The organism is Xanthobacter dioxanivorans, from assembly GCF_016807805.1.
GTDB lineage: Bacteria > Pseudomonadota > Alphaproteobacteria > Rhizobiales > Xanthobacteraceae > Xanthobacter > Xanthobacter dioxanivorans.
Map to the genome: position 1 here is coordinate 5,902,552 of NZ_CP063362.1, position 26,544 is coordinate 5,929,095.

Sequence of the window (26,544 nt, forward strand, 5' to 3'; positions counted from 1 at the left end):
CTTTGAAATGGCTCTATAAAGCCCCGAACCGCGCCGTCCAAGGTGGCGAAGTGCCTTTCGCTCCGCCGTTTTGGCCGGTGCTGCCTCGGTCGATCATCGAACCGGAGTGACTGCGCCGTGACTTCCCTCGACAGCTTCAAGTGCCGCACCACCTTGACGGTGGATGACAAGGACTACATCTACTACAGCCTTGAGCTGGCGGAGAAAAATGGCCTTCCGGGCGTCACGAGCCTGCCCTTCTCCATGAAGGTGCTGCTCGAGAACATGCTGCGCTTCGAGGATGGTCGCTCGGTCACCAAGGACGACGTGCTCGCGGTCGCCGACTGGGTGAACAACCGCGGCAAGGCCGAGCGCGAGATCGCCTATCGCCCCGCCCGCGTGCTGATGCAGGACTTCACCGGCGTCCCGGCGGTGGTGGATCTTGCCGCCATGCGCGACGCCATGGTGGCGCTCGGCGGCGATCCGGCCCGAATCAATCCGCTGGTACCGGTCGATCTCGTCATCGACCATTCGGTGATCGTGAACTATTTCGGCACGGACAACGCGCTGAAGAAGAACGTGGACGAGGAATACAAGCAGAACCAGGAGCGTTATCGCTTCCTGAAATGGGGCCAGAGCGCGTTCGACAACTTCCGCGTCGTGCCCCCCGGCACCGGCATCTGCCACCAGGTGAACCTCGAATACCTCGCCCAGACCGTGTGGACCCGCAAGGAAGAGCTGGATGGCAAGACGGTTACCGTCGCCTATCCGGACACGCTGGTCGGCACCGATTCCCACACCACCATGGTGAACGGCCTGGGCGTGCTCGGCTGGGGCGTCGGCGGCATCGAGGCCGAGGCGGCCATGCTCGGCCAGCCCATCTCCATGCTGATTCCCGAGGTCGTCGGCTTCAAGCTCTCCGGCAAGCTGAAGGAAGGCATCACCGCCACCGACCTGGTGCTCACGGTCACCCAGATGCTGCGCAAGAAGGGCGTGGTGGGCAAGTTCGTGGAATTCTACGGCTCGGGCCTGGAGCACCTCTCCCTCGCCGACCGCGCCACCATCGCCAACATGGCCCCGGAATACGGCGCCACCTGCGGCTTCTTCCCGGTGGACCGCGAGACCATCGACTATCTGGACGAGACCGGCCGCAAGGACAGCCGCGTCGAGCTGGTGGAAAAATATTCCAAGGCCCAGGGCATGTGGCGCAAGAAGGACACGCCCGACCCGGTCTTCACCGACACGCTCGAGCTCGACCTCGACACCGTGCTGCCTTCGATGGCCGGCCCCAAGCGCCCGCAGGACCGCGTGCTGCTCTCCGAATCCAAGGCCGGCTTCCTCGCCGCGCTGGAGGGCGAGTTCAAGAAGCCGGGTGAAGCCTCCCGGCGCGTCCCCGTCGCCGGCACCGACTATTCCGTCGGCCATGGCGACGTGGTGATCGCCGCCATCACCTCCTGCACCAACACCTCCAACCCGAGCGTGCTCATCGCCGCGGGCCTCCTCGCCAAGGCGGCGGTGAAGAAGGGCCTGAAGTCCAAGCCGTGGGTGAAGACCTCGCTGGCGCCCGGCTCGCAGGTGGTCGAGGGCTATCTGACCGCCTCCGGCCTGCAGGACGACCTCGACAAGCTCGGCTTCAACCTGGTGGGCTTCGGCTGCACAACCTGCATCGGCAATTCCGGCCCGCTGCCGGAGGCCATTTCCGAGGCGATCAACAAGAACGACCTCGTCGCCGGCGCCGTCATCTCCGGCAATCGCAATTTCGAGGGCCGCGTGAACCCGGACGTGAAGGCGAACTACCTCGCCTCCCCGCCGCTGGTGGTGGCCTATGCGCTGGCCGGCTCGCTGCAGGTGGACCTCACCACCGAGCCGCTGGGCACCGACAAGGACGGCAAGCCGGTCTACCTCAAGGACATCTGGCCCTCCAACAAGGAGGTCGCCGAGTATATCCGCGAGAACGTCACCAAGAAGATGTTCAAGGAAAAGTATTCCGACGTCTTCAAGGGCGACGAGAACTGGCAGAAGATCGCCATTCCCACCGGCCAGACCTATGCCTGGCAGGATGCCTCCACCTATGTGCAGAACCCGCCCTACTTCGTCGGCATGACGAAGGATCCGGTCCCGGTCACCGACATCATCGATGCCCGGATCATGGGCCTGTTCCTCGATTCAATCACCACCGACCACATCTCGCCGGCCGGCTCCATCAAGCAGGCGTCCCCGGCGGGCAAGTACCTGATCGAGCACCAGGTGCGCCCGGTGGACTTCAACCAGTACGGCACCCGCCGCGGCAACCATGAAGTGATGATGCGCGGCACGTTCGCCAACATCCGCATCAAGAACCAGATGGTGCCGGGCGTGGAAGGCGGCGTGACCATCCACTATCCGGATGGCGCCGAGCTGCCGATCTACGACGCGGCCATGCAGTACAAGGCCGAGGGCGTGCCGCTGGTGGTGTTCGCCGGCAAGGAATACGGCACCGGCTCCTCGCGCGACTGGGCGGCCAAGGGCACCAAGCTGCTCGGCGTGCGCGCCGTGGTGGCCCAGTCCTTCGAGCGCATCCACCGCTCCAACCTGGTGGGCATGGGCATCGTGCCGCTGGTGTTCAAGGACGGCGAGAGCTGGCAGAGCCTCGGCATCAAGGGCGACGAGATCGTCACCCTCAAGGGCATCGAGGGCGACCTCAAGCCCCGCCAGATCCTGACCGCCGAGGTCAAGTTCGCCGACGGCACGGTGAAGAACGTCGACCTCATCTGCCGCATCGATACGCTGGATGAGCTCGACTACTTCCGCAACGGCGGCATCCTGCCCTACGTGCTGCGCTCGCTCGCGGCCTGAGGCACCCATCGGCGGGCGGCGCGCGCCGCCCCCCTCACCTTCACGCGATGCCGGCCCGAATCTTCGAGCCGGCATCTGCATTTGTACCTTTTGGAGCTATTTCAATACCGCCCCGACACCCCTTTGTGACTGGTGCCGCCGCAGGGCGTCGGTTATTCGTGGGCCGCATTCGTTTCCACAACAGCCATTGCTCTCGATGATGTTCCTCCGCTCCGCCCTCGCGCTCGCCTTGGCCTTCGCCGCCGTTCCGGCCTCGGGGCAGAGCCAGCCGAAGCCGGTGGTGGTGGAACTCTTCACCAGCCAGGGCTGCGCTTCCTGCCCGCCGGCCGATGCGCTTCTGAACGAGCTGGCGAAGGATCCCCAGGTCATCGCGCTGACGCTGGCGGTGGACTACTGGGACTATGTGGGCTGGAAGGACACCCTCGCCCTGCATGGCCATTCCCTGCGCCAGAAGGCCTATGCCGACCTGCGGCCGGACCGGAAGGTGTTCACCCCGCAGATGGTGGTGGATGGCAGCCTTGTCGCGAAGGGCAGCGATCGGGCGGCGGTGCAGCGCGCGCTCCTCACCGCCCGCAGCGCGAGGACGCCGGGCGTGGTCCTGCAGGCAAAGCGGGTCGGCGACGCCATCGAGGTGGCGCTGCCCGAGGGCGATCTCGACGGCGCGGTGGCCGAGCTCTGGGCCTGCCCGGTGGCCCGCACCCAGACCGTTTCCATCGGCCGGGGCGAGAACGGCGGGCGCAACGTCACCTATTCCAACGTGGTGCGCGGCTGGGTGCGCGTCGGCCCCTGGAGCGGACGCGCCGCGCACTTGCGCATCCCGGTCAAGGACCTCAGCCGCAACGGCGCGGATTCAGTGGCGCTGCTGCTTCAGGAGGGCTCCGCCGCCGCCCCCGGCCGCATCATCGGCGCCAGCCTGCTGTCGCTCGACTGACCTGCGCCTCCCGAGCCTGCGCCTCCCGACCCTTCGCCTCCCGACACACGGCCGGAGACGGCCTGCCGATCGCGCGGATCATCGCGCCGGTCGCCCGTGCGCCGGGCAGGCCGACGAAAAAAAAGGCCACCGGGAAGGTGGCCTGCTTTGGGGGTCTGAAGTCGGTGCGCAGCAGTGGCCGGTCCGCGCGCACCCCGGGGGGCTGGGGGGCTGGGATAACCGGAGCGCCTCGCGAACCGGCCCTGCTACGCGAATGAAGATCGCCTCCGGCCGCGGCGCGCGATTGACGGAATTTCGGCGAGACTGTGATTCCGGTGACGTTGGCGTGATGGGTATTATAAGACCACTTGCCCCTCCGGCGCAGCCGGCTACGGAATGCCCTTGAAAGCCTGCGCGGCCACGGCGATCATGGGCGGGGAGCAGGGAAGACGTGCGGCCCGTCGGGGCTCATCGCACGCCGGCGGGATCACGCTTAATCCGCATCGGCCCGGCTCCGCATCCGCTGGTCGCATCGTGTGGCCAGACCGTTCCCGGCGCCGCCGGGACCATGCCGCAGGGAGGCCCGATGGGAGACATCGAACCCATATCCCAGCCGCGCTGGGGCGCGCCGTCGCCCCAGCCTGCGGCGTCCGCTCCGGTCCCCGTCAAGGTCACCTTCGACCGGCGGGAGCTCGATCGCATCCTCGACCTCTACGGGCGCATGGTGGCGCTGGGCGAGTGGCGGGACTACGCCATCGGCTTCCAGCGTGACAAGGCGGTGTTCGCCATCTTCCGCCGCGCCATGGACGTGCCGCTCTATCGCATCGAAAAGGACCCGAGCCTTGCCCGCCGGCAGGGCATGTATTGCGTGGTGTCGCAGACCGGGCTGATCCTGAAGCGCGGCCATGAGCTGCCACGCGTGCTCGCGGTGCTGGAAAAACCGCTGCGCACCGTCTGAGGCGAAGGCGGAAGCGCCGCGGCTTTAGGGGGCGTCGGCCATCCGTGCACAGCGCTCGTGTGCTCTCCCGCAGTTCAGCGCTCGCGCGCCTTGCCGCAGAAGGCGGTGTGCAGCGCCTCGATCACCAGCAGCACTTCCGCGCTGGCGATGCGGTAGAACACGCTGGTGCCCTCGCGCCGTGCCTCCACCAGCCCATCCGCCCTGAGGCGCATGAGCTGCTGCGACATGGGCACCTGATCGACGCCCAGCTCCTCCCGCAGCTGCGCCACCGATTTCTCCTCCTTGCCCAGCGCGCACAGCGCCAGGAGCCGCTGCGGATGGGAGAGGCTGCGCATCAGGTCGGCGGCCCGCTCCGATGCGGGCATCATGTCCACTACATTCATAGTATTTAATTTATAATAATTGAATGTTAAATGCAATTCGGGCCGTGTCGGCTTAGGGGCGGCGGGCCCTCGGCGGTCAGGATAATGGCCGTCGGCCACGCCGTCACGCGGTTTGCGAAAATCCTGGTGCGCCCCCTCGCAGGCGCTCGCGGTGCAGGTGACCCCGGCAGGTTGATGTCGAGAGGGGATGCCGGGCGGATGATCCCCGCCCTTTCCAGGCCCCTCGCAGCGGGAGCGAGGTCCACGGCGCGAGGGAATGGCGCCAGCCGGTGGACAGCGGACGCGGCAGCCGATTTAGCCTGCTTCCACGCTTGACAGCATGGGGGCCCAAATCATAAATGGCGCCTCCCACGGTTCGGGGCCGTAGCTCAGATGGGAGAGCGCTGCAATCGCACTGCAGAGGTCAGGGGTTCGATTCCCCTCGGCTCCACCAGTTAAATTCCATAAACATCAGAAATTTAAAGAAAGTTCTCGGCGTCGAGAATTTCTGCCCCAGCATCTGCCCTTGCACGGGCGTTAGCTCGTGGTGGTCCCTGGTGGACACAAACGGGATTTGCCAGGATCAGCCGGGATTGAGCGGCCCCCACACCCCCACGCCGCCTCCCACACCCGGTTGAGGATCTGCGCTACTGCGTCATGCTACTTCGTCGCATGTTCCGCGACGGCTGTAACGCTATGGTTGCAGGGGAAGGTTGGGGGTGAGAATGGGCAGGATCGGGCGAGTAGTGATCATGGCCGCAATGCTAGCGGCTGTCGGCGGATGTCAGCTCTCGAACCCCAGAATTACCGTGACCCCGCACGACCGGCCGATGGGGCCGTTTCCACAACCGTGAACTGACGTGCCGCGCATCCCTGAAACCGATTTATTATAGCGCCACTCCGACCCACCGCACCTGGTTGGCGAGGGAAGACGCTTGGTAGCGCCCCCTCCCCGTGGTTCGGGCCTGATCGCAAAAGCGCCCAGGCAAGTCCTTGCTCACGAGGCCGCCGCTCGTAGCTGGCTCGAGGCCGCGAAGCTGATGCTGGAGTAGAGCCGGTTGCCGATCGAGGTCATCGCCCGCGAGGTGGGATTTGCCAATCGGGAGCGGATGCGTCTGGCGTTTGCGCGGGTGCATGGCGAAGTTCCGAGGGCGATCCGCAATGACGCCGGGCCGCTCGCCGCCCTCTAGCCAGCCGCCTTGAGGAGTACCGCTTCCAATTCCCGGTCGAGAGTGAGCCCCACCTCGCGGACATGCGCGTCGCCGAACTGGCCGAATAGCGATGAGGGGCGGTCATATTCGAAGACAGCTATTCCGCTCTCGGTCTCGAACAACGCGACACGGAGCGGCGCATAGAGCGCGGCGCCGAGGTGATGACGGGTTATCTTCGACGCCGTGATCGGGTTGCCGATCTCGTATTGAACGGCATTCTTCGCGCCACCGACGATCCTGAGAAGCGTGCCATGATCGCGCTCGAGAAACATGAAGAGCTTCGGTCCGCTTTTCTCGTATTCCGCGATGGCCGCCTGATCTCCGTTGCTTAATAGGGGGATGATCCTCTCATCGAGCTTGGGCAGCTCGGCTGCAAGAGCAGTTCGCACCTGGTCGAAGGGGCGTTCGCACGTTTGACGTGATCGACGGTGATCGGTTGGGCCGTGACCGCAGCCTTAGCCATCATCTGCACCTTTACAGTCAGCCCTCGCCTGCTGCCGGCCAGCCCGCGAGCACGATCTTGCCCTTCGCACGCCCGCTTTCGATCAGGGCATGGGCGCGGCGCAGGTTTTCGGCCGATATGGTCCCGAAAACCTCAGCCAGGGTGGTCCTCAGCGTTCCGGCATCGACCAGCCTCGACACCTCGTTGAGCAATGCCCCTTGCTCCATGACGTCGGCCGTAGCGAACATCGAACGGGTGAACATGAACTCCCAGTGCGTCGACACGCTCTTCACCTTGAAGGGCGACACGTCGAGCGACGCCGGGTCATCGATCAGCGCGAAACGGCCTTGCGGCGCGATGAGCTTGGCGATCTCGGCAAGGTGTTGATCGGTGTTGGTGGTCGAGAACACGAAAGCCGGTTGTCCGATCCCAAGCCGTTCGATCTCCGCCGAGAGCGGCTTCGAATGGTCGATCACATGGTGTGCGCCGAGGCTGCGGCTCCACTCAACGGTCTCCGGGCGCGAAGCCGTCGTGATCACCGTGATATCGGTGAGCTTGCGGGCGAGCTGCGTCGTGATCGATCCGACCCCGCCGGCACCGCCGATAATCAGGAGCGAACTCGCGGCACCCGGCACGGCCTTGCGGATGTCGAGCCGGTCGAACAGGGTCTCCCAAGCCGTGATGGCGGTCAGCGGCAGGGCCGCGGCCTCCACGAAGCTGAGCGAGGAAGGCTTTTTGCCGACGATCCGCTCATCCACCAGGTGGAGCTCGGCGTTCGTTCCCGCGCGGCCGAGCGCCCCGGCGTAGAACACGGTGTCGCCCGGCGCGAACAGGCTCGCTTCCGGCCCGACCGCCTCGACGGTGCCGGCGGCGTCCCAGCCGAGCACCTTCCAGGACCCCGGTTCCGCCGGAGGCCGCCTCCTCACCTTGGTATCTACGGGGTTCACGGACACGGCTTCGATCCGCACGAGGATGTCTCGGCCGGCAGGCTCCGGCCGCGGCAGATCAATGTCCACGAGGGATGCCGGATCGCTGATCGGAAGAGGGGAGCGGAAGCCGATGGCCTTCATGGTGTCATCACCTCGATGGCAGGGGCGCGCACGGGGGCGACCCGTCAGGAGCCTCTCATGTATCAAGCCGCGGCCAGGGCGGACAGGACGTAGATGCCATCATTACGGCCATGGTGGACCGTCCAGGGTGCCCAGCCCACTGGGAGCCGATGGCTAGCTGAGGCGAATGTTGGAGAGGTCGATCGAGACGACGAGCGGGTCGATGCTGAAGCTGCCGTCCGACTGGCGGGCAAAGATCCTGCGCTTCGTGGGGAATTTGATCCCCGAGACGTCCGTGTAGTCCTCGATGATGCGCGCGCCGGGGGTGTTTGCCGGCGATCTCGACATCGTAGTCCTGGCGCTTCAGCAGTCCCTCTGCGTCGAAATAGAGCGTCTGCACGGTGCTGTGTGTCGCGATACCGGCGGGAATCGTACCGCCAGGCGGCGCCAGTCGCCTCCATCGGTCGGCCAGGGCTCCAGTTCCTCCGTCTCGACGCCCGGCCAGGCGAGCACGAACGGCATGTTCAGATAGGTCCACATGGCGCAGCCGGCGAAACAGGCGAGCCGCAGCTGCGTCCACGGCGTTTGCAGCGTGTGGCCGGCGAAGCTTGCCCGCGGCGCAAGCAGTTCTTCAAGAACCGCCCCATCCTCCGCTTCCAGGGCGACGCGGCCCGGCTCGAAGCGGGAGCGTCGACCGCCGGCGCCGAAGGGAGCGTGCGAAGCCCACTCCTTCCAGAGCCCGACCGTGACTCTCGTGCGCTCGAGCGTCCGTGGCGGGCCCTTCAGCGGCCACAAGACGCCTCCCTGCAGGAGATCGGCAGAGACCTGCTCGAACTGCTGCCAACGCTGGAAGCCTCCATGCGCTTCGATGGCAAGTTCCTTGAGGCGTGTCATGATCTGCTCCCCAGCGGGACCGCGCGGTGGCGAGGCTTCTGTCGCTGGAGGCTAGGCGGTCGGCTACGGCTGCTGAACGTCTTAGATGCCTTGATTCAGGCCACGGTCTTCGAACTGGCGAAGCCCCTCATTTCCCCGTTTCACGGAATCGGGAAAACGATATAAGCTATTGCGCAGATGTGTTTTTTCCCGCGAGCCGGTCTCCACTTCGCTCGAAACCGCTATCGAGTCCGAACCACCGTCCTGCCACGGACGCGCCCGGCAATGATGTCGTCGGCGAGCCGGGGCAGGTCATCGAGGCCGACGTCCCGCGTCACCTGATCCAGGTCGTTCGGCTCAAGCACGTCCGAAAGGCGCGCCCATGCCCGCGCCCGCCGGGCGGTGGGGCAGTTCACGGAATCAACGCCCAGCAGCGCCACGTTGCGCAGGATGAAGGGAAAGACCGTCGTCGGCAGGTCCGTCGCCGCGGCGAGGCCGCAGGCGGCCACCGCGCCCCCATAGGCGGTGGAGGCGAGCACGTTGGCGAGAATCTGGCCTCCCACCGTGTCCACCGCTCCGTGCCAGCGCTCGCTGGCGAGCGGCTTGCCCGCCGCCGCGTAGGTGTCGCGGTCGACGATCTCGCAGGCACCGATGCTCTTCAGGAAGTCTTCCTCGCTGCGCCGGCCGGTGAGGGCGCTGACCTTGTAGCCGAGCCGCGAGAGCAGGCGCACCGCGACGCTGCCGACACCGCCTGCCGCCCCGGTCACCAGCACGTCGCCGCCGGGGGTGATGCCGTAGCGCTCCAGCGCATCCACGCACAGCATGGCGGTGAGCCCGGCGGTGCCGATGGCCATGGCTTGGTGGGTGGTCAGGCCCTCGGGCAACTTCACCAGCCACTCGCCCTTCACCCGCGCCCGCTCGGCAAAGCCGCCGGACCAGCTTTCGCCCACGCCCCAGCCGGTGAGCACCACCTTGTCGCCGGGCGCGAAAGCCGGGTTGTCGCTGGTGCGGACGGTGCCGGCGAAGTCGATGCCCGGCACCATGGGGAAGGTGCGCAGGATGCGGCTCTGGCCCTTCAGCGCGAGCCCGTCCTTGTAGTTGAAGGAGGAAAACTCCACGTCCACCGTCACGTCCGCCGCGGGCAGGTCCGCCTCGGTGATGGTCTCCAGCGCGACGGCCTGGCCGCCCTCGGTCTTGCGCGCCACGAGGGCACGGAAGGTGTCGGTGCTCATGCGTTTCCTCGTCTTTCGGTGTCGGTGGACGCCCGCGCCGAAGGGCGGGCAAGGTCTCATGCCAGGGTGCGGGGCGCGGAGGCCTTCGGCACCTTGAGGCTCAGGCGGCGCGCGGGCCCGGCCTCAAGGCCGGGGCGCCTTGCGGGCCTCCTCGGCCCTGGCGTACTGGGCGCGGATGTAGTGCACGAGGCCGCCGAGGGCCTCCACCGCGGCGGCGCCGTCGCGCCCCGCGAGGGCCACGAGCATGCGCTCGTGATGGGCGACGATCTCCTTCCGGTCGCGGACGCGGAAGATGATCATGTTGCTCACCGGCATGAGCGCTTCCACCACGGCATTCATCAGGAAGCGCAGCAGCGCGTTGCCGGCGGCATCCACGACGGCGCGGTGGAAACGCACGTCGGACGCGCAGAAATCCTGGTCGGAGATGGCGGCGGTCTTCTGCAGGGCAATCTCCGCCTCCAGCGCGGCGAGGTGCGCCGCAGTGCGGTTCTGCGCCGCGAGCCGACAGCACACGGCCTCCATCTCCAGCCGGGCGGTCGCCATCTCGTCGAGGGTGACGCCGCCGCCCGCCACCAGGAGGGTGACCGAGGTGCCGAGGCTGGCGGCGAGTTCGTCCGGCGAAGGCCCGGTGACGAAGGTGCCGCCCGATGGGCCGCGCCGCGAGCGGATGAGGTGGCGCGCGGCGAGCCGCTTCAGGGCCTCCCGGACGGTGGGCCGGGACACGCCGAACTGGGCGGCGAGCTCCTCTTCGGTGGGCAGGCGCTCATCCACCTTCAGCCGTCCATCCATGATCGCCTGCTGGAGCTGGTCCGCGATCTGGCTGGCTGCGCTGGTGGTGACGATCTGGCCGTAGGTGGGTTCCATGCTCTCGGGTCCGGGCTGCGCGTACAGCATCCTTGGTCTCAGAAGTTGTGTGTCAAATCAACCTAAAAATTATTTGTTTGACAAATAGAGGTTTGCGGATTTTGGTCGAGGGGATCGCGGACGAAGACACCGCGACGGGAAACGCCAGGAGACAAGAAATGCGCGCTGCCCTTGCCGCGGCGACCGTGCTGTCGTGCGTCGTCGCCGCCCATGCGGACGAGCTTCCCACGTTCCGCATCGGCGTCCTGAACGACCAGTCCAGCCTCTATTCGGACATTGCCGGCCCCGGCTCCGTCACCGCGGCGCAGATGGCGGTCGCGGACTTCAATCCGGAGAAGCACGGCTTCAAGGTGGAGGTCGTCTCCGCCGACCACCAGAACAAGGCGGACGTGGGCTCCTCCATCGCCCGGCGCTGGTACGACCTCGACAGGGTGGACGCCATCGTCGACGTTCCCACATCCTCGGTCGCGCTGGCGGTCGCCGACATCACCCGCGACAAGAACAAGGTGTTCCTGGTGGCCAGCGCCGGCAGCTCCGATCTCACCGGCAAGGCCTGCACGCCCAATACGGTCCACTGGACCTACGACACCTGGGCGCTGGCCAATGGCACCGCCCGCGCCATGATCAGGCAGGGCGGCACGTCCTGGTACTTCCTCACCGCCGACTACGCCTTCGGCCACGCTTTGGAGCGTGACGCCGCGGAGGTGGTGAAGGCCAATGGCGGGCAGGTGCTCGGCCATGCGCTGGCGCCGTTCCAGACCTCCGACTTCTCCTCCTTCATCCTGCAGGCGCAGGGCTCCGGGGCGAAGGTGGTGGCGCTGGCCAATTCCGGCGGCGATACCATCAATTCCGTGAAGCAGGCGGCCGAGTTCGGCCTCTCCCAGAAGCAGAGCCTGGTCAGCCTCCTCATCTTCCTGTCGGACATCCACTCCCTCGGCCTCAAGACCGCCCAGGGGCTGATGCTGACCAACGCCTTCTACTGGGACCTGAACGACGGGACCCGTGCCTTCGGCAAGGCGTTCGGGGCCCGCAACAACGGCCGCATGCCGACCATGAACCAGGCCGGCACCTATGCCTCCACCCTGCACTGGATGAAGGCCATCGCCGCCATGGACAAGGCCAAGGCCCGCGACGGCACGGCGGTGGTGGCGCAGATGAAGGCCATGCCCACGGACGACCCGCTGTTCGGCAAGGGCCAGATCCGCGCCGACGGCCGCACCATCCATGACATGTATCTGTGGCAGGTGAAGGCGCCGGCAGACTCCAAGGGCCCTTACGACTATCTGAAGCTCATCGCCACCATCCCCGGCAACGAGGCTTTCCGCCCCATGTCGCCCGAGACCTGCCCCATGCTGAAGAAGGCTGGCTGAGGTGCCCGATCCGGCGGTGCCCGCGGCCCGGATGGAGGGCAAGGCCTTTTCCCTGGCGATCCTCGTGATCGCCGAGGTCGCCGCCATGGCGACCTGGTTCGCCACGACCGCCTCCCTCGGCGCCATCCGGGCGCACTGGAGCCTGTCGCCGTTCCAGGAGGCCCTGCTCACCAGCTCCGTCCAGGCGGGCTTCGTCGTCGGCACGCTCGCCAGCGCCCTGCTCTCCCTCGCCGACCGGGCGGACCTGAGAACCCTGTTCTCGGCGTCCGCTTTGGTCGCGGCGCTGGCCAACGGGGCGATCCTGCTGTTCGAGCCCACCCACCCGGCGGTGGCGGTCCTGCGGTTCATAACCGGCATGTGCATGGCGGGGGTCTATCCCGTGGGCATGAAGCTCGCGGCCACCTGGGCGAAGGGGGATCTTGGCCTGCTCATCGGCATGCTGGTGGCGGCCCTCACGCTGGGCTCCGCCTCGCCCCACGCCATGGCCGCCCTCGGCGGGCTCGACTGGCGGGCTCCGGTCGCCGGCGCGGCCGCGAGCGCGCTCGTCGCCGCCCTCCTCATCCGCTTCGCCCAGGTGGGCCCCAACCATGCCAAGGCGCCGCCCTTGCGCCTGTCCAATGCCCTCGACGCCTTCCGCCGGCCGGCGCTGCGCCTCGCCAACCTCGGCTATTTCGGCCACATGTGGGAGCTCTACGCCATGTGGGCGTGGATCGGCGCCTTCCTCGCCGCGAGCTTCCGGCTGCGCTACGGCGAAGCGCCGCCCTTCGACCCGCGCCTCGCCACCTTCGCCGTGGTGGCGGTGGGGGCGGTGGGCGCCCTCGGCGGCGGCTTCATGGCGGACCGAATGGGGCGCACCTTTGTCACCGCGCTCTCCATGGCGATAAGCGGGCTGTGCGCGGCGGGCATCGGCCTACTGTTCGGCGCCTCGCCTCTGGTGCTGCTGCCGGTGGCGCTGGTGTGGGGGGTGAGCGTGGTGTCCGATTCCGCCCAGTTCTCCGCCGCGGTGACGGAGCTGTCCGACCGCTCCCTGGTGGGCACCATGCTGACGGTGCAGACCTGCGTGGGCTTCCTCATCACCCTGGTGAGCATCCACCTGCTGCCCTATGCGGTGGACCTGCTCGGCTGGCGCCACGCCTTCCTGATGCTCGCCATCGGCCCCTTTCTCGGCGTTCTCGCCATGGCGCGCCTGCGGCTCCGGCCCGAGGCGGCCACCATGGCGGGCGGCCGCCGCTGACGTTTCCCGACGAGGCCCCCATGACCTTCTCCAAGATCCTCTACGAGACGCTCGACGGCGTCGCCCGCATCACCCTCAACCGGCCCGAGCGCACCAATGCCCTCGACCAGGAGATGCTGGGCGAGATCAATGCCGCCATGGACTTGGCCGAGGCGGATGCCGGCGTGAAGGCGGTGATCGTGCGCGGAGCGGGCGCCGCCTTCTCCTCCGGCTTCGACCTGAAGGCGCAGATGGAGGCGCGCCCGGTGGGCGTGGACGCCTGGCGTCCGCTGCTGCGCAAGGACTTCGACACGGTGATGCGGTTCTGGCATTGCCCCAAGCCCACCATCGCGGCGGTGCGCGGCCCCTGCCTTGCCGGCGCCTGCGAACTGGCCCTGGCCTGCGACATGACCATCGCCACCGAGGACGCCTTCTTCGGCGAGCCGGAGCTGAAATTCGGCGCCGGCATCGTGGTCATGCTGCTGCCGTGGATCGTCGGTCCCAAGGTCGCCAAGGAGATCATCCTGCTCGGCGAGGACCGGGTGCCGGCCCGGCGCGCCGCCGAGATCGGCATGATCAACCGCGTGGTGGAGGGCGATGCCCTCGACCACGAGGCCCTGCGCATCGCCCGGCACATCGCCGCCATCGATCCGGGGCTGGTGAAGGAGACGAAGCGCGCGCTCAACCGCGCGCTGGAGACCCAGGGCCTGCTCCAGGCGCTGGAAAGCGCGCTGGAGATCGACCTCGCCATCGAGGGCGCCGGCTCGCCCGACAAGATCGCTTTCTTCGACGTGGCGCGGCGCGAGGGGCTCAGGGCCGCCATCGCCTGGCGCGACGCCCGCTTCCCCGCCCGCGAGGCCTGAGGTGGCGACGATGACCCCCATGACACGGCAAGGCGCGCTCTGCGGCATCCTCGCGACGGCCACCGGCGAGATCGAGGCCGACGGCGCCACATTGCGCGCGCACACCGTTGCCGTGGCGGCATCCGCCCTTGCCGTACGCCTCACCGAAGCCGGACTTCGGCCTGACGAGCCGGTGGTGGTGACGGTCGCCAACCGCCCGGCGGACATTGCCGCCTTGTTCGGCGTCTGGCAGGCGGGCGGCGTGGTGGTGCCCCTCCATGCCGCAGCAGCGGAGACGACACGCGCGGCGGTGATCGAGCAGGTCCGCCCCGTTTCCTCCTGGCCGATGGCGAGCTCCTCACCGTGGCCGATGCTCCGCCGCCGGAACGTCCGCTGCTGCGCGGCGCGGCGCTGGTGGTCTTCACCTCCGGCTCCACCGGCAGGCCGAAGGGCGTGGTGCTGGGCCACGATCGCTTCGCGGCGAAGCTCGATGCGCTGCAGGAGCTTCTGCGCCTCTCGCCATCCGACACCGTGGTGCTGCCGTTGCAGCTCATCTTCATCTTCGGCCTGTGGGTGGCGCTGCTGTCGCTCCGGGCGGGGGCGCGGCTCGCGCTCGTGGGCAAATTCTCGCCCGCGACGCTGCGCGCGCGGCTGGGCGACGCGACGGTGCTCGCCACGGTGCCCTCGATGCTGCGGACCCTGTTCACCGATGGAGAGACGCAAGCATCCGCCCTGCGCGCCATCCTCACCGGCGGCGAGGGATTGGGGGCGCAGCTGTCGGGCGAGATCGCCCGCCGCTTGCCCGGCGCCGGCGTTTTCGACCTCTATGGCCTGACCGAGACCGGCTCCTGCGACTTCTGCCTGCAACCAGGCGATGGCACCGCCGGCCGCGGCTCCATCGGGCGGACGACGCCCGGCGTCCACTACAGGATCGCGGCCGACACGGCGGGCGTGCCCGGCGCGGGGGCGGGCGAACTGCTGGTGCGCTCGCCCTTCGGCATGCTCGGCTATCTGGATAACCCCGAGCTCACCGCGGAGGCCCTCCGCGACGGCTATTTCCGCACCGGCGACGTGGCGCGCCAGCGCCCCGACGGGTTCGTCGAGATCGTCGGCCGCATCAAGGAGATCATCTCGCGCGGCGGCAACAAGATCGCGCCAGCCGAGATCGAGATGATGCTGTCGGCGCACCCCGCCGTGGCGCAAGTGCTTTGCGCGGGCGTCCCGGACCCGAGGCTGGGCGAGGCCCTGCACGTCGCCGTGGTGCTCAAGCCGGGGTGCAGCGCGTCCCCCGACGAGCTGCGGAACTGGTGCAAGGGGCAGACGGAACGCTTCAAGGTGCCGGACGCGATCCATGTCGTCGATGCTCTTCCCACGGGTCCGACCGGCAAGGCCCTGCGGGCGGGGGTCCGGGATCTGGCGCAGGCGCGGATGTAGTATTTGTGGAGTTATGCTCCGGTGACGCCGAAGCCGCAGTTGGAGATGGTCGCGGACATGCGATCACGATGCCCCCGTCGCGCTGCCATCGATGGGCGATGGTGACGGAACACCTCCGCAGCAAGTTCCGGTTCACCCCATTGGAAGACGACCAGCGGATCAAGCGCCGCAGGCCTGCCGGAGTGAGGGCCGGGCTTCGAATGGCCGCGAGCAAGCGTGTGACGGCGTGGGGATGCCCCGCGCCATGCGCCTGCGGCCCCAACATCTGCCCAACATTTTACGGATTGCGGCGCGCACGGACGGATCCCAGCAACACGCGGGATTGACAAGCCAATGAGAAAGCAAGTATTTTGAGAATGAATGCGGTGGTACGTGAAGGACGCTGAACGTTAGTTCGGCAGACCTCGGCTCTACCAATTTAAGTTTCCAATTTTATTTTAATTTTCATCGATTTTCTGCCTCGTCTGGTCCGAGCTTCGTGGTTCGACCTGCTCGCGACAGAAGGGTTCCATCTGCCGCGAGCAGGTCGAACCCCAAGTCGGGTTGAACCCCTAGTCAGGTCGAACCCCAGGTCGGGTCGAACCCCAGGTCTTCGATCCACCAGCGGCCGATGCGCGGGATCGCGCAGGTCGGTGATCCCTGTGGTCGGTGATCCCGGTGGTCGGTGGCAGACCCCTCGGCGTGGAGCGGCGTCAACCGTCGACGGCCCCGCAGACCGGCCGGGACGACCGAGGGATGGACGGGCCACCTGCTCAGGCCACCTGCTCAAGCGGCTTGCCCGCCTGGAACTGCCTCGTTTCAAATTGGTTTTTGTTCGAGGGCAACCATCAACACGCGACCGCTCGAAGGCGGCTCAAGCGCTCCCAATCCAGCACCGAGCCGAAGGGGTCCGGGTCACATGTCGGGCGCAAGACCGGAGGACCTCCACGCCTGCGCTGAGAGGACGGATGCACCCGGCCGGCCGGGTGCGCCGAAGATCGCGCATTTCCTCGTCCTCGGCAGCCTGCTCGCGGTGGCTCTGGTCATCATGCTCGCCGCCCTCTCGCTCTGGCAGACCCGCCAGGACACCTGGGAACGGGCCCAGCGCACGTCCGAGAACCTGGTGCACAGCGTGACCGGCTATGTGGACCGGCACATGCGGCTTTACACCCTTGCCCTCGATATGGTCGCGGAATCGCTCCGTGATTCGGAGTTCGTGGGGCTGTCGGATCAGGCCAAGCAGCGCGTGCTGAATACGATCGCGGCGAGCACCGACTATGTGGGGAACGTGCTGGAACTCAATGCCAAGGGCGACGTCGTCCGCAGCGCGCGTCCGATCAGCGCGGAAATCGCCAACCTCGCCGACCGCGATTTCTTCACCGACCAGCGCGACAATCCGCATCCCGGCGTCTCCGTCAGCCAGCCCTTTCGCAGCCGATCCCGCGACGGGGACGCCAGCATTTCCTTCAGCCGACGCCTCACCGCCCCCGATGGCAGCTTCGCCGGCGTGATCGTCATCGTGGTCCGGCTCGCCTACATCCAGGCCTTCTTCTCGAGCATCGATATGGGGCCGAACGGCGCCCTGCTTCTCGAAAGCACACAAGGACGGATCCTCGCGCGGCAACCGCCCCGGGCAGGGCAAGGCGCGGTCGGCACCGACCTGTCGCAAACCCCCGTCTTCAAGAGAATGCTCGAGGAACAGGCCGGAGCCTTCATCGCCCGCGCCGCCACCGACGGCGTCGAGCGCTATTATACCTTCGCGCGCATTCCCGATCAGCCCCTGATATTGAATGTCGCCTTCGCCACCCGGGACATCTTCGAGGATTGGTGGCGGCGGTCGGCGCTGATCTGCCTCATCACGCTCCTCACCTGCATCGTCATCATCGTGCTGGCGACGGTCCTGCGCCGCGAGCTCCGTCGCCGCGCCATCGCGGAGTCGGAGCTGGCGTTCCTGTCCATCACGGACGGCCTGACCGGGCTCGTGAACCGAAGACGCTACGACGAAATGATCCAGAGGGAGTGGCGGCGGACCAGCCGCACCGGCGCGGCCCTCGCCCTGCTGATGATCGATGTCGACCGCTTCAAGCTGTTGAACGACAAATACGGCCACGCCCGGGGCGACGAGGTCCTCAAGCTCCTCGCGCGCGTAATCGGCGAGAGCATCCGCCGACCGGGGGATACGGCTGCCCGCTACGGCGGGGAGGAATTCGCGGTCATCCTGCCGGATACCGACGCCAGCGGCGCGGCATTGGTCGCCGAGACGATCCGGGCGAAATCCGAAAGCAGCGATACCGGCCTCCCGCCCTTCACCGTGAGCATCGGCGTGGCGACCATCCACCCGAAGCCGGACGGGTCCCTGCGGCAGTTCCAGGAGGATGCCGACAAGGCCCTTTACCAGGCCAAGGCGGAAGGCCGAAATCGCGTCGTGCTGCGCCCGGCGACGGAAGCGGCGCGGTAGGCATCGGCGGAGCGCGAGATGGCCGAATGCGGCGCGCCGGGCTATCCTCGCCGCGGATGCCCTTCGGGTCGGAGCCTGCCGCCATGACCGTCTCGCGCCGTTCCATGCTTTCGCTTGCCGCCGCCGCCGTCATGCCATCGTTGCTGCCGCGCCACGCCGGCGCCGCCGGGGACGCCGGCGCGGTGATCGCCGTCTCGGGCGAGAGCCGGGCCGAGCGCGGCGGCCGGAGCCTCGACCTTGCAGTGGGCGATGCCGTCCTCGTCGGCGATGCGGTGTCCACGGCGGCGGAAGCCAGGCTGGCCATGCGCTTCGGCGCCGCGCGCATCCTCCTCGGCAGCCGGACGCGCCTGCGCATCGATCGCTTCCTGGTGAGCCAGGGCGGCGTGTTCGCGCTCGGGGACGGCGCCATGCTCTTCGACGGGCCGCAAGGCGGACCGGGCGGCGAGGTGACGACGCCCTTCGGCCGCCTCGCCGTGCGCGGCACCCGCTTCTTTGCCGGCCCCAGCGACAGCCGCTTCTCCGTTTTCGTCGCCCGCGGCGCGGTGCGGGTTTCCGCCGGCGACGCCATCGTCGATCTCGGCCCCGGCGAGGGCACGGACTTCGAGGCCGCCGGGGCGCCGCCGACGCCCCCGCGGCGCTGGGGCGAGGCGCGCATCCGCACAGCTCTGGCCCTGGTGGAATAGCCGAGCGGCTCAGCCCGGCCCCGGCGGCTCGCGATCCCCGGCGGGGATGAACACCTCCAGCTTCGCGGCGCGCCCGCGCACGGCGATGGGGCCGATGCTGCGCGCCGCGCCCGGCGGCAGCAGCGCCGCGGCGCCGGGGCCGATGCAGATGGAGGTGCCGAGGTCCTTGTTGGCGGCCTCGAGCCGCGCCGCCATGCTCACCGCCATGCCGTGGGCGGTATAGTCGAGCTTGCGGCGCCCGCCCACGTCGCCCACCACGGCGGGACCGGTCTCCATGCCGATGCGGGTGCGCCCGAAGCCGAGGGCGGCGAAGGCCGGCTCCCGGCGCAGCTTCTCCGTCTCGGCGCGCAACGCCAGGGCGCAGGCGAGCGCGCGGCCGGCGTGGTCGGGCAGATCGAGCGGCATGTTGAAGAAGGCGAGCATGGCATCGCCGACGAACCTGTCGGCCATGCCGCCATGGGCGACGACCACCTCGCTGAGCCGGTCGAAATAGCGATCCAGCACCGCCACCAGCGCCTCCGGCTGTGCCCGCTCGGTCATGGAGGTGAAGCCCTCCACATCGGTGAACAAGGCGGTGATCACCCGCAGCTCGCCGCGGAGCTTGAGGGCCGACGGATCGGCGGCGATGCGTGCGACCACGGCCGGCGCCAGATGCTGCTCGAAGCGGCTGCGGAGCCGGCGCTCGCGCCACTCGGTCTCGATGAAGCCCATCGCCAGCGCCACGGCGAGGGTGACGGCGCCGACGACGGGCGGCCCCAGCGGATCCACCAGGAGCCCGCGGGCGAGCACGAGCGCCACGGCGGCCGCCATCCAGAGCAGCCCGGCGCCGAGCCCGGCGCAAAGGCCGCCCAGCGGCCGCAGCGCGGCGACGGCGGCGAGGGCCGCGAGGCCGAGGAGGAGCGCGCCCGCCGTCTCCCCCTGCGCGAGCCAGCCGGGGCGGTGCGCAACATCACCTGCCAGAAGCGCCGCGGCCGCGTCGGCCTGGATCTGCAGCGACGGAGCCGCCGGGTTGCCCGCGGTGCGCCGCAGCGCCCCCACCTCCACCGCGCTGCTGCCGATGAGCACCACGCGCCCGGACAGGGACGCGGCATCGGCGGACCCGGAGAGAAGCCGATGCGCCGGCACCGTCCGCGCCGCCCACGCCGCGGGCAAGGCGGGGCCGAGGCGAAGCTGCCCATCGGTGCCGAGCGGAACCACGCGCCCGCCGATGCGCAGGACGTTCTGCGCCCCGTCGAGGATGAGGGCGCCGGCGCCCTCCGCCAGCCGCACCGCCTCCACCGCAAGGCCGGGCACGGGCGCATCGCCCGCCAGCGCCAGCAACGGCACCCGCCGCACCACGCCGTCGCCGTCGGGCGCGATGGCGATGATGCCGAGGCCCTGCGCCGCATTCCGCAGCATCGGCGGCGGTCCCGACGCGCCGGCGGTGCGCCAGAGTTCGGTCGGGGCCGGCGCGGTGCTGGCCAGCACCGGGGTCAGGGGCTCGAAATCCGGCGTGGGCACCGTCTCCAGCACCGCGCCCAGGGCGACGGGGCGACGGGCGAGGGCCACGGCGAGCAATGCGTCGCCATCCGGCAGGGATGGCACGAGGTCGGCGATGTCGGCGCGGCCGGTCTCGGCGGCGATCCGGCGCGCCGCCGCGGCGGGCGAATGACGGTCCGGCCCGGCAAAGAGAATGTCGATGGCGACGGCGGCGGGCTCGCCGCCGGCCACCTGCGCCACCAGCCGGGCCATCTGGGCGCGGTTCCATGGCCAGTCGCCGTATCGGGCGAGGGTGTCGCTGTCGATGTCCACCACCGTGAGCAGCGGCGCGGGCTTGGGCGGGGCAAGGGCGAGCACGGCATCGATGGCGGTCTCGCGCAGGGCGCCGCGCAAGCCGAAGCCATCCCACGCCCAGACGGCCAGGGCCGCGAGGAGCACCGCCGCGCCGACGCGGACCTGCAACGAACCGACCGCCGCCGGCATGGCCATTGCGATCACCCCTGCGCCCTGGTCCGGACGTGTCGGGTCCGGCACCTCGCGCTGGATAGCATGGATCGGACGCGCATGGCTTCGCGCATCGGCTTGCCCCCCGGCACCGGCTCATGGCCGCGCGCGGCGGGGAGGCGTCACCTGAAGGCGGCGGAGGACTGCAACGCAGCCGCGAGCACCAGGGCAACCCCAAGCAGGGCGACCGTGGCGACCGGCCAGCGGCGCAGCCACTCATCGGCCGTGACCGCCCGCGCCAGGACCGCCCTGCCCGCTCCTCCCAGCCGCGCGAAGGCGAACAGGATATCGCCGGCCGGCACCTCCGGAAGGGACGGGGCCAGCCGGGCCAGGAGCGCCGCCGCTCCCAGGCCGAGCGCCACCGGCCAAAGCCCCTGCGCCACGGCGGCGGGCGCGAAGGCCACCGAGACCGGCAGGCCGGTGACCGGCGTGAACAGGACGAATGGCGCCGCGAGCGCCAGCACGGCAAGCGCGATGGCGGGGAACAGGAGGCCGCGCGGCCGCGCTCCCGGCGTGCCGCAGCGGGCCACGAGCAGGGCGTAGCGCGCCATGAGCAGCGTGCTGCCCGCCGCCGAGAGGGTGAGCAGCCCCCCCGTGATGCCGTCGGGCACCACGATCTTGATGGCGTATTTCGCCAGCGCGCCGCCGGTCAGCGGCAGCCCGGCGAGGCTGAGGCCGAGGAGCCCGGCCACCACCGCCACGCTCCGCGCCCGTCCCGGTGTCGAGGCCATGGCGACGCCGACGGCGAGGAACATGGCGCCCTTCAGCAGCATGTGGTTCACCGCATAGAAGGCGGCGAGGGTGAAGGCGCCGGCCGTCCCCGAGGCGATCCCCGCCCCGAGCACGGCGGCGACCACCCCCATCTGGCTCACCGTGGAATAGGCGAGCGCACGCTTGGGATGGCGCTGGGTGACGCCCACGGCGACACCGTAATAGGCGGTGAACAGACCCGCGCCGCACAGCGCCATGCCCCAGCCGGGCAGCGGCACGCCTTCCGGCAGGAAGCGCAGCAGGCCGATGACGCCCGCCTTCACCACCACCCCCGAGAGCGCCGCCGACCCCGGCACCGGCGCCACCGAATGGGCGAGCGGCATCCACACATGGAGCGGGAACACGCCCATCTTCATGGTGAAGCCCAGGAGCAGCAAAGCGATGATCGGTGTCTTCCATGGCGAGGAAGGCAGCGCCGCCACCGCATCGCGGATCAGCGGGTTGGCCTCAGGCGCGCCGGAGGCCAGCATCACGAAGGCGGCGATCAGGCAGCCCTCGCCGACCACGGTCAAGGCGAGGTAAAGCGTGCCCGCCCGCCGTGCCTGCGGCGTGTCGTCGTGCACGGCGAGGCCGAAGGCGGAAAAGCTGACGAGGGCATAAGCCAGATAGAAGCTCGCCACGTCCGCCACCAGGAACACCGCGAACGAGCCCGCCATGGTGCACAGCCACCAGACAGCGAAGGCGAGGCGCGCCGGGTCCTTCCGCAGGTAGGCGGTGGCGAAGGCGCCCGCCGTCATCCACAGGAGGGCCGCCCCGCCGAGCAGCAGCGCCCCCGGCGCGTCGAGCGCGAGGGTGAAACGGAAGGGATAGGGCGCGACGAGGAGCGTCACGCCGCGCGGGACCACGAGGGCGGCGACCAGCGCCGGCAGCGGCGCCAGGAACAGGAGGCGGGGTGCCGCCCGGCGCAAGGCCGGCACCAGCAGCGCCAGCGCGAGGACGACCGGCAGGGCGATGGCCGTCACCAGCAGCGCCTCAGGAAAGCCCGCCACATCGGACACGAGCCGGAGGGGAAGCAGAAGCGGCGCGCCGGTCATGGCAGCAGCCCCGTCCAGGACAGGGGACGGCCGATGGACAGGAACGCGAACGGCGCGAGCGGGAGGAAGCCCAGCAGCACCGCCGCGAACGCCAGCGCCAGGGCGATGCCGGCCCGCGCGCCGCATTCCCGCGCCGGCGGCACGCGTCCGGCCCCCGCCGGCTCCGGCCGCTGGAGGGCGATCACCACCACCCGCAGCACGTAGGCGCCGGCCAGCAGGCCGCCGGCCAGAATCACCAGGGCGATCCACCACGCGTCCTGGTGGATGGCGGACGTGAGCAGCATCACCTTGGCGATGAAGCCGCCGGACGGCGGCAGCCCCATCAGCGAGAGGCCGCCGATGCCGAACGCCGCGACGCTCACTGGCGCCACCCGCCCGGCGCCGGCGAGGCCGGACAGGCGGTCATGGCCCATGGCCTCGGCGATGAGGCCCGCGGCCAGGAACATGGCGGCCTTGGAGAAGGCGTGCGAGACGAGGTGCAGCGTGCCGCCGGTCCAGGCCAGCGCGCTCCATTGCCCGTCGGCCGCGGCGGCGAGGGGGAACATGAGGCAGAGGTAGCCGATCTGCGCCGCCGTGGAATAGGCGATGAGGAGCTTCAGCCGGTCCTGCGCCAGCGCCACCACCCCGCAGAACAGGATGGCCAGCGCGCCGAAGGCGGCGAGCACCGGCGCGCCCGCCTGGGCCAGCGGCAGGGGCGCGAGGTCCGACCACAGGCGCACCAGGAGGAAGAGCGGCGCCTTGATGACCACCGCCGAGAGCACCGCGCTGGCGGCCGGGGGCGCCCCCGAGTGCGCCGGCGGCAGCCACAGGTGCAGGGGAAACAGGGCCGCCTTGGCCATCAGGCCCGCGCTCATCAGCGCCAGCGCCGCGATGAAGGTTCCCGACGGCGGCGCCTGGGCGAGCCGTCGCGCCAGCAGCGCGAGGTCGAGGGTACCGAACAGGCCGTACACCAGCACGACGCCGAGCAGATAGAGCACCGAGCCGAACAGGGCGAAGAGCAGGTAGGTGAGCGCCGCGGAGAGTTGCCCCGCCTTGCCCTCCAGGCAGACGAGGGGCACCGCGGCGAAGGTGAGGAGCTCCAGCGCCACGTAGAGGGTGAACAGGTCCTGCGCCAGGAAAGCGAGGTTGAGCGCGCTCGAAAGCGCCAGGAGCAGCGTGAAGAAGGCGGCCGGCATGCGCGGCGCCTTCCCTCCTCCTCCCGCGATGGCGAACAGGCCGGTGAGCAGGAGGACCATGGCGGACATGCACAGCATGGCGGCCGAGAACCCGTCGGCCCGCAGCGCCACCCCCAGAGGCGGGGGAAAGCCGCCGACGAAATAGTGCAGCGCCTGCCCGGTCCGCACCACCTGGACGGCGATGGCGCCGGTGATGGCGCAGCCGAGGCCGAGAACCGCGACGGCGATGCGCGCGCCGGCGCCGGGGCGGAGGAGGAAAAGGGGAGCGAGCCCGAGCAGGGGCACGGTCACCGCAAGGACCAGTAGCGCGCTCACCTTTCGGTTTCCCGCTTGCCGTCGTCGGGCGCCGGGCCCGCCTCGACCTCGCGCAGCCGCACCAGCAGGGCCAGGGCGAGGGCCGTGGCGCAGAAGGCGACGACGATGCCGGTGATCACCAGGGCCTGCGGCACCGGATCGGCGTGAAACCCCGCCGCCGCGCCGCGCCGCGCCACGGCGCCGAAGATCAGGAAGACCCCGCCGCCCAGCACGTTGAAGCCGAGAATGCGGCCGAGCCCGCCGCCCGCCGTGAGCAGCCCGTAGACGCCGCACCCGGCAAGGATCGCCCCGGCGAGACCAAAGAGGGTGGCCCCGGTCATGTCCCCTCCTCCGCCGAGGGCGGCCCGAGCACGATGAGGCAGAGCGTGACGGCGATGGAGATGGTGATCGCCACCTCGACGGCGATGATCACCGGCTTCTCCCAGCCCGGCGGATAGCCCAGGAAGACGCCCGCCGTCGCCCAGCCGGAAAAGCCCACCGCGAGGAAGCCCAACGGCCCGGCGAGCAGCAGCAGGCGCAGGCGCGGGCTGGAGGTCCGCGGTGGCCGGATCTGGCCGCCCATGAGCAGCAGAAGCCCCATGGCCGCGAGCACCGCGCCGCTCTGGAAGGCGCCGCCGGGCGCGTCGGCCCCCACCCACAGCAGATAGAGGCCCACGAGCAGCCCGATGGGTGCCAGCACGCGGGCGAGGAAGGCGGAGGGCGCGGAGGCGGGTTCGGACGACAGGGGCGCCGGGCGTCCGCTCCAGGAGGGATCGCGCGACAGGGCCCAGACGCCGACCAGCGCCAGCAGCAGCACCACCTTCTCCAGCAGGGTATCGAGGGCGCGAAACACCAGGAGCACTCCGGTGACCGGATTGCCGAGATCGGTGGCGGGCAGCGCCGCCGCCACATCGTGGGCGCGCGTCGGCGCCGGCTCCGGCAGGGCCAGCACCATGACCGAGAGGGCCGCCGCCACCCCGACCGAGAGGAGTGCGGTGAGCGGCCTGGCGCCCGGGCGGGGCGCCTCGGGCACGGCGCGGACGGCGCGCAGGAGCACCACGCCCGAAATCCCGCTGCCGATGGCGATCTCGGTCAGGGCCACGTCCAGCCCGTCGAGGCGCACCCAGGCGAGGCCCAGCAGCAGGCCGTAGCCGATGAAGGCGAGCACCGCCCGCCGCGCCCCGCGGGCGGTGACCACGCCGAGCGCGCCGGCGACGAGGAGCAGGCAGAGGGCGGCGTCGAACAGCAGGCTCACGTCGGTCCGTCCCCGGGCGCGGACGCCTCCCCCACCTCCACCGCCTCGGCCATCACAGCCTCAGCCATCACAGCCTCAGCCATCACTTGCGCCACCGCGCCGGACGCGAGCTGGGCCAGCAGCCAGACCGCCACCATCTTCGCGCCGTCGAGCAGGCTGGCCGCCTGCGGCAGCAGGCCGAGCACGATGAGGGCGAGGCCGAGATTGTCCGCCTTGGTGAGCGCGTGGATGCGCGACAACGTATCGGACAGCCGCACCAGGCCGAGCGTTCCGGCGGCGTAGAAGGCGATGCCGGCGGCGACGCAGAGCAGGGTGAAGGCGTTGACGAGAGCGCTCATGGCCGCCGCAGCTCCGGCGGCGCGCCGCGGGCCGGGCGCGCCGCCCCGGCGGATGCGCCGAGGGATGCGCGATAGGCGCAGGCGGCGAGCGCCGCGAGCAGCGCGAGCAGCAGCGCGGCATCGAGGATCGCCGCGTCCCCCATGGCCGGGGCAAGCAGCAGCAGCACCGCGATGCCGGCGGAACCCAGCAGCTGGATGGCGAGCATGCGATCCGCGTCCCGGCCCCCGGCCCGCCACAGCGCCGCGAGACCGGCGGCGGTCACGAGCAGCAGCACCGTTCCCGCCGCGAAGAGAAGATCAGCCATGCGGCGTGCCATGGCCCGGCGCATCGGCGAGCGCGAGAAACGCCGCCGCATCCGCCGAGAGCGAGGCGGCGACCGGGGAGGTGAGGTCAAGGCAGTGGACCCTCAGCTCCGGGCCATGGCCGGACAAGGGGAGCATGCCCGGCTGGAGGCTCGTGATGGCCCGGAAGGTGTCCCGCGCCAGGCCCTCGGGCACGGCGCATGGCACGGTCACGATCCCGGGGCGGACCCGCGGCGGAACCACCGCGACGCGCCGCGCCACGTCCCAGCCCGCGCGGAACGACCCCGTCATGAAACCGGCGGCAAAGGAGAGAAGGTTCGACAGGCGCAGGCGCCCCGGTCCCTGCGGCAGGAGGCGCAGGCTCGCCGCCGCCGCAAGCCCGGACACGATCACGCCGGCCGCGAGGTCCGCCGCATGAACCGGGCCGAGCACGACCCAGCCGGCGAAAAACGCCAGCCATCGTGCCAGGCCGCGCCCGCTGAAGACTTCCCCCATCCCCGCCTTCCCCGCCCGCGACACCCGCCGTGGATGCTGCTTCGAACAATGGACGGAATGATAGCCCGCGGGCGGAGCGCACGAAAGGGACGGCCATCGCGGCAAGGCGCCGCCCGAGCTGGTGACCGGGCCTGCGGACGGCAGATGGCGGCCCGGTCGATTCCCTTCGGGCGCGCCTGCACAGCCCACGGGAATGGGCGTA

The 26,544-nt window shown here is 69.7% G+C and carries 24 protein-coding genes, 1 tRNA gene and 2 pseudogenes; 12 read left to right on the forward strand and 15 right to left on the reverse strand.

The genetic code is table 11. The features are described from left to right. Positions 1-117 precede the first annotated feature (117 nt). The 3 genes from acnA (at position 118) to EZH22_RS27500 (ending at position 4,682) form a co-directional block, all read left to right on the forward strand. Positions 118-2,814, forward strand: a complete 2,697-nt coding sequence (acnA, locus tag EZH22_RS27490; RefSeq protein ID WP_203193519.1) for an aconitate hydratase AcnA — start codon at positions 118-120, stop codon at positions 2,812-2,814. 196 nt (positions 2,815-3,010) lie between these two features. After that, positions 3,011-3,745: a DUF1223 domain-containing protein gene (locus tag EZH22_RS27495; RefSeq protein WP_231711177.1), complete on the forward strand. Its 735-nt coding sequence runs from the start codon at positions 3,011-3,013 to the stop codon at positions 3,743-3,745. Between the two features lie 565 nt (positions 3,746-4,310). Then, positions 4,311-4,682, forward strand: coding sequence for a DUF2794 domain-containing protein (locus tag EZH22_RS27500; protein ID WP_203193520.1), 372 nt, complete (start codon positions 4,311-4,313; stop codon positions 4,680-4,682). 74 nt (positions 4,683-4,756) lie between these two features. Here the strand turns inward: EZH22_RS27500 and EZH22_RS27505 are convergent, their stop codons facing one another. Then, on the reverse strand, positions 4,757-5,050 hold the full coding sequence (locus tag EZH22_RS27505) for an ArsR/SmtB family transcription factor (RefSeq protein WP_231711178.1): 294 nt from the start codon (positions 5,048-5,050) through the stop codon (positions 4,757-4,759). 372 nt (positions 5,051-5,422) lie between these two features. Here EZH22_RS27505 and EZH22_RS27510 point away from each other — a divergent pair. Next, positions 5,423-5,498: transfer RNA gene (locus EZH22_RS27510), tRNA-Ala, on the forward strand. Positions 5,499-6,066: 568 nt separating this feature from the next. Beyond that, positions 6,067-6,234 (forward strand): annotated as a pseudogene (locus tag EZH22_RS27515) (helix-turn-helix domain-containing protein); the annotation flags it as partial. Here the strand turns inward: EZH22_RS27515 and EZH22_RS27520 are convergent. The 6 genes from EZH22_RS27520 to EZH22_RS27540 all read right to left on the reverse strand — a co-directional run bounded on the left by EZH22_RS27520 (position 6,231) and on the right by EZH22_RS27540 (position 10,745). Continuing rightward, on the reverse strand, positions 6,231-6,644 hold the full coding sequence (locus EZH22_RS27520) for a DUF302 domain-containing protein (protein WP_231711179.1): 414 nt from the start codon (positions 6,642-6,644) through the stop codon (positions 6,231-6,233). The pseudogene EZH22_RS27515 and the gene EZH22_RS27520 overlap by 4 nt on opposite strands. Before the next feature lie 91 nt (positions 6,645-6,735). Next, positions 6,736-7,767: a zinc-binding alcohol dehydrogenase family protein gene (locus EZH22_RS27525; RefSeq protein WP_203193522.1), complete on the reverse strand. Its 1,032-nt coding sequence runs from the start codon at positions 7,765-7,767 to the stop codon at positions 6,736-6,738. Positions 7,768-7,920: 153 nt separating this feature from the next. After that, positions 7,921-8,094, reverse strand: coding sequence for a hypothetical protein (locus EZH22_RS32700; protein ID WP_333473637.1), 174 nt, complete (start codon positions 8,092-8,094; stop codon positions 7,921-7,923). Positions 8,095-8,109: 15 nt separating this feature from the next. Continuing rightward, complete coding sequence (locus tag EZH22_RS27530) at positions 8,110-8,640, reverse strand: hypothetical protein (RefSeq protein ID WP_333473638.1); 531 nt, start codon at positions 8,638-8,640, stop codon at positions 8,110-8,112. 221 nt (positions 8,641-8,861) lie between these two features. Then, complete coding sequence (gene acuI / locus EZH22_RS27535; protein ID WP_203193523.1) at positions 8,862-9,851, reverse strand: acrylyl-CoA reductase (NADPH); 990 nt, start codon at positions 9,849-9,851, stop codon at positions 8,862-8,864. A 123-nt stretch (positions 9,852-9,974) separates the two neighbouring features. Continuing rightward, a complete protein-coding gene (locus EZH22_RS27540) occupies positions 9,975-10,745 on the reverse strand; it encodes a FadR/GntR family transcriptional regulator (RefSeq protein ID WP_231711180.1) in 771 nt (256 codons plus the stop codon). A 128-nt stretch (positions 10,746-10,873) separates the two neighbouring features. Here EZH22_RS27540 and EZH22_RS27545 point away from each other — a divergent pair, with 128 nt between their 5' ends. From EZH22_RS27545 to EZH22_RS27570, 7 genes and pseudogenes are all read left to right on the forward strand, one after another. Further along, on the forward strand, positions 10,874-12,085 hold the full coding sequence (locus EZH22_RS27545) for an ABC transporter substrate-binding protein (RefSeq protein WP_203193524.1): 1,212 nt from the start codon (positions 10,874-10,876) through the stop codon (positions 12,083-12,085). Position 12,086: 1 nt separating this feature from the next. Then, positions 12,087-13,319: an MFS transporter gene (locus EZH22_RS27550; protein ID WP_231711181.1), complete on the forward strand. Its 1,233-nt coding sequence runs from the start codon at positions 12,087-12,089 to the stop codon at positions 13,317-13,319. Positions 13,320-13,339: 20 nt separating this feature from the next. Next, on the forward strand, positions 13,340-14,161 hold the full coding sequence (locus EZH22_RS27555; RefSeq protein ID WP_203193525.1) for an enoyl-CoA hydratase/isomerase family protein: 822 nt from the start codon (positions 13,340-13,342) through the stop codon (positions 14,159-14,161). Between the two features lie 19 nt (positions 14,162-14,180). Continuing rightward, a pseudogene (locus EZH22_RS33015) lies at positions 14,181-14,411 on the forward strand (AMP-binding protein); the annotation flags it as partial. Positions 14,412-14,503: 92 nt separating this feature from the next. After that, the gene (locus tag EZH22_RS27560) at positions 14,504-15,574 is read left to right on the forward strand and encodes a class I adenylate-forming enzyme family protein (RefSeq protein ID WP_203193526.1); all 1,071 of its coding nucleotides are present in this window, start codon (positions 14,504-14,506) and stop codon (positions 15,572-15,574) included. Between the two features lie 898 nt (positions 15,575-16,472). Beyond that, positions 16,473-18,011 (forward strand): diguanylate cyclase, encoded by a 1,539-nt coding sequence (locus tag EZH22_RS27565; protein WP_203193527.1) that lies wholly within the window; start codon positions 16,473-16,475, stop codon positions 18,009-18,011. Between the two features lie 83 nt (positions 18,012-18,094). Beyond that, positions 18,095-18,694, forward strand: a complete 600-nt coding sequence (locus EZH22_RS27570) for a FecR family protein (RefSeq protein WP_203193528.1) — start codon at positions 18,095-18,097, stop codon at positions 18,692-18,694. Between the two features lie 9 nt (positions 18,695-18,703). Here the strand turns inward: EZH22_RS27570 and EZH22_RS27575 are convergent, their stop codons facing one another. From EZH22_RS27575 to EZH22_RS27610, 8 genes are all read right to left on the reverse strand, one after another. Then, positions 18,704-20,662: a CHASE2 domain-containing protein gene (locus EZH22_RS27575; RefSeq protein ID WP_203193529.1), complete on the reverse strand. Its 1,959-nt coding sequence runs from the start codon at positions 20,660-20,662 to the stop codon at positions 18,704-18,706. Positions 20,663-20,799: 137 nt separating this feature from the next. After that, positions 20,800-22,482, reverse strand: coding sequence for a complex I subunit 5 family protein (locus EZH22_RS27580; protein WP_203193530.1), 1,683 nt, complete (start codon positions 22,480-22,482; stop codon positions 20,800-20,802). Continuing rightward, entirely contained in the window at positions 22,479-23,972 is a 1,494-nt protein-coding gene (locus EZH22_RS27585) for a complex I subunit 5 family protein (protein ID WP_203193531.1), read from the reverse strand. The genes EZH22_RS27580 and EZH22_RS27585 overlap by 4 nt, the downstream gene beginning before the upstream one ends. Beyond that, complete coding sequence (locus tag EZH22_RS27590) at positions 23,969-24,292, reverse strand: NADH-quinone oxidoreductase subunit K (protein WP_203193532.1); 324 nt, start codon at positions 24,290-24,292, stop codon at positions 23,969-23,971. The genes EZH22_RS27585 and EZH22_RS27590 overlap by 4 nt, the downstream gene beginning before the upstream one ends. Further along, complete coding sequence (locus tag EZH22_RS27595) at positions 24,289-25,206, reverse strand: MnhB domain-containing protein (RefSeq protein ID WP_203193533.1); 918 nt, start codon at positions 25,204-25,206, stop codon at positions 24,289-24,291. The genes EZH22_RS27590 and EZH22_RS27595 overlap by 4 nt, the downstream gene beginning before the upstream one ends. Further along, a complete protein-coding gene (locus tag EZH22_RS27600) occupies positions 25,203-25,544 on the reverse strand; it encodes a monovalent cation/H(+) antiporter subunit G (protein ID WP_203193534.1) in 342 nt (113 codons plus the stop codon). Before EZH22_RS27600 ends, EZH22_RS27595 begins: the two co-directional genes overlap by 4 nt. Continuing rightward, on the reverse strand, positions 25,541-25,849 hold the full coding sequence (locus EZH22_RS27605) for a monovalent cation/H+ antiporter complex subunit F (protein ID WP_203193535.1): 309 nt from the start codon (positions 25,847-25,849) through the stop codon (positions 25,541-25,543). Before EZH22_RS27605 ends, EZH22_RS27600 begins: the two co-directional genes overlap by 4 nt. Further along, entirely contained in the window at positions 25,842-26,342 is a 501-nt protein-coding gene (locus EZH22_RS27610) for a Na+/H+ antiporter subunit E (RefSeq protein WP_203193536.1), read from the reverse strand. Before EZH22_RS27610 ends, EZH22_RS27605 begins: the two co-directional genes overlap by 8 nt. Positions 26,343-26,544 lie beyond the last annotated feature (202 nt).

Excerpts from the sequence above, each read along its gene's own strand:
- EZH22_RS27530 (WP_333473638.1), bottom strand. The coding sequence starts at position 8,640 with ATGACACGCCTCAAGGAACTTGCCATCGAAGCGCATGGAGGCTTCCAG.
- EZH22_RS27525 (WP_203193522.1), bottom strand. The coding sequence starts at position 7,767 with ATGAAGGCCATCGGCTTCCGCTCCCCTCTTCCGATCAGCGATCCGGCA.
- EZH22_RS27565 (WP_203193527.1), top strand. The coding sequence starts at position 16,473 with ATGTCGGGCGCAAGACCGGAGGACCTCCACGCCTGCGCTGAGAGGACG.
- EZH22_RS27570 (WP_203193528.1), top strand. The coding sequence starts at position 18,095 with ATGACCGTCTCGCGCCGTTCCATGCTTTCGCTTGCCGCCGCCGCCGTC.
- EZH22_RS32700 (WP_333473637.1), bottom strand. The coding sequence starts at position 8,094 with ATGTCGAGATCGCCGGCAAACACCCCCGGCGCGCGCATCATCGAGGAC.
- EZH22_RS27605 (WP_203193535.1), bottom strand. The coding sequence starts at position 25,849 with ATGGCTGATCTTCTCTTCGCGGCGGGAACGGTGCTGCTGCTCGTGACC.
- EZH22_RS27610 (WP_203193536.1), bottom strand. The coding sequence starts at position 26,342 with ATGGGGGAAGTCTTCAGCGGGCGCGGCCTGGCACGATGGCTGGCGTTT.
- EZH22_RS27590 (WP_203193532.1), bottom strand. The coding sequence starts at position 24,292 with ATGACCGGGGCCACCCTCTTTGGTCTCGCCGGGGCGATCCTTGCCGGG.
- EZH22_RS27545 (WP_203193524.1), top strand. The coding sequence starts at position 10,874 with ATGCGCGCTGCCCTTGCCGCGGCGACCGTGCTGTCGTGCGTCGTCGCC.
- EZH22_RS27505 (WP_231711178.1), bottom strand. The coding sequence starts at position 5,050 with ATGATGCCCGCATCGGAGCGGGCCGCCGACCTGATGCGCAGCCTCTCC.
- EZH22_RS27555 (WP_203193525.1), top strand. The coding sequence starts at position 13,340 with ATGACCTTCTCCAAGATCCTCTACGAGACGCTCGACGGCGTCGCCCGC.
- EZH22_RS27575 (WP_203193529.1), bottom strand. The coding sequence starts at position 20,662 with ATGGCCATGCCGGCGGCGGTCGGTTCGTTGCAGGTCCGCGTCGGCGCG.
- EZH22_RS27600 (WP_203193534.1), bottom strand. The coding sequence starts at position 25,544 with ATGAGCGCTCTCGTCAACGCCTTCACCCTGCTCTGCGTCGCCGCCGGC.
- EZH22_RS27580 (WP_203193530.1), bottom strand. The coding sequence starts at position 22,482 with ATGACCGGCGCGCCGCTTCTGCTTCCCCTCCGGCTCGTGTCCGATGTG.
- EZH22_RS27540 (WP_231711180.1), bottom strand. The coding sequence starts at position 10,745 with ATGCTGTACGCGCAGCCCGGACCCGAGAGCATGGAACCCACCTACGGC.
- EZH22_RS27500 (WP_203193520.1), top strand. The coding sequence starts at position 4,311 with ATGGGAGACATCGAACCCATATCCCAGCCGCGCTGGGGCGCGCCGTCG.
- acuI (WP_203193523.1), bottom strand. The coding sequence starts at position 9,851 with ATGAGCACCGACACCTTCCGTGCCCTCGTGGCGCGCAAGACCGAGGGC.
- EZH22_RS27495 (WP_231711177.1), top strand. The coding sequence starts at position 3,011 with ATGATGTTCCTCCGCTCCGCCCTCGCGCTCGCCTTGGCCTTCGCCGCC.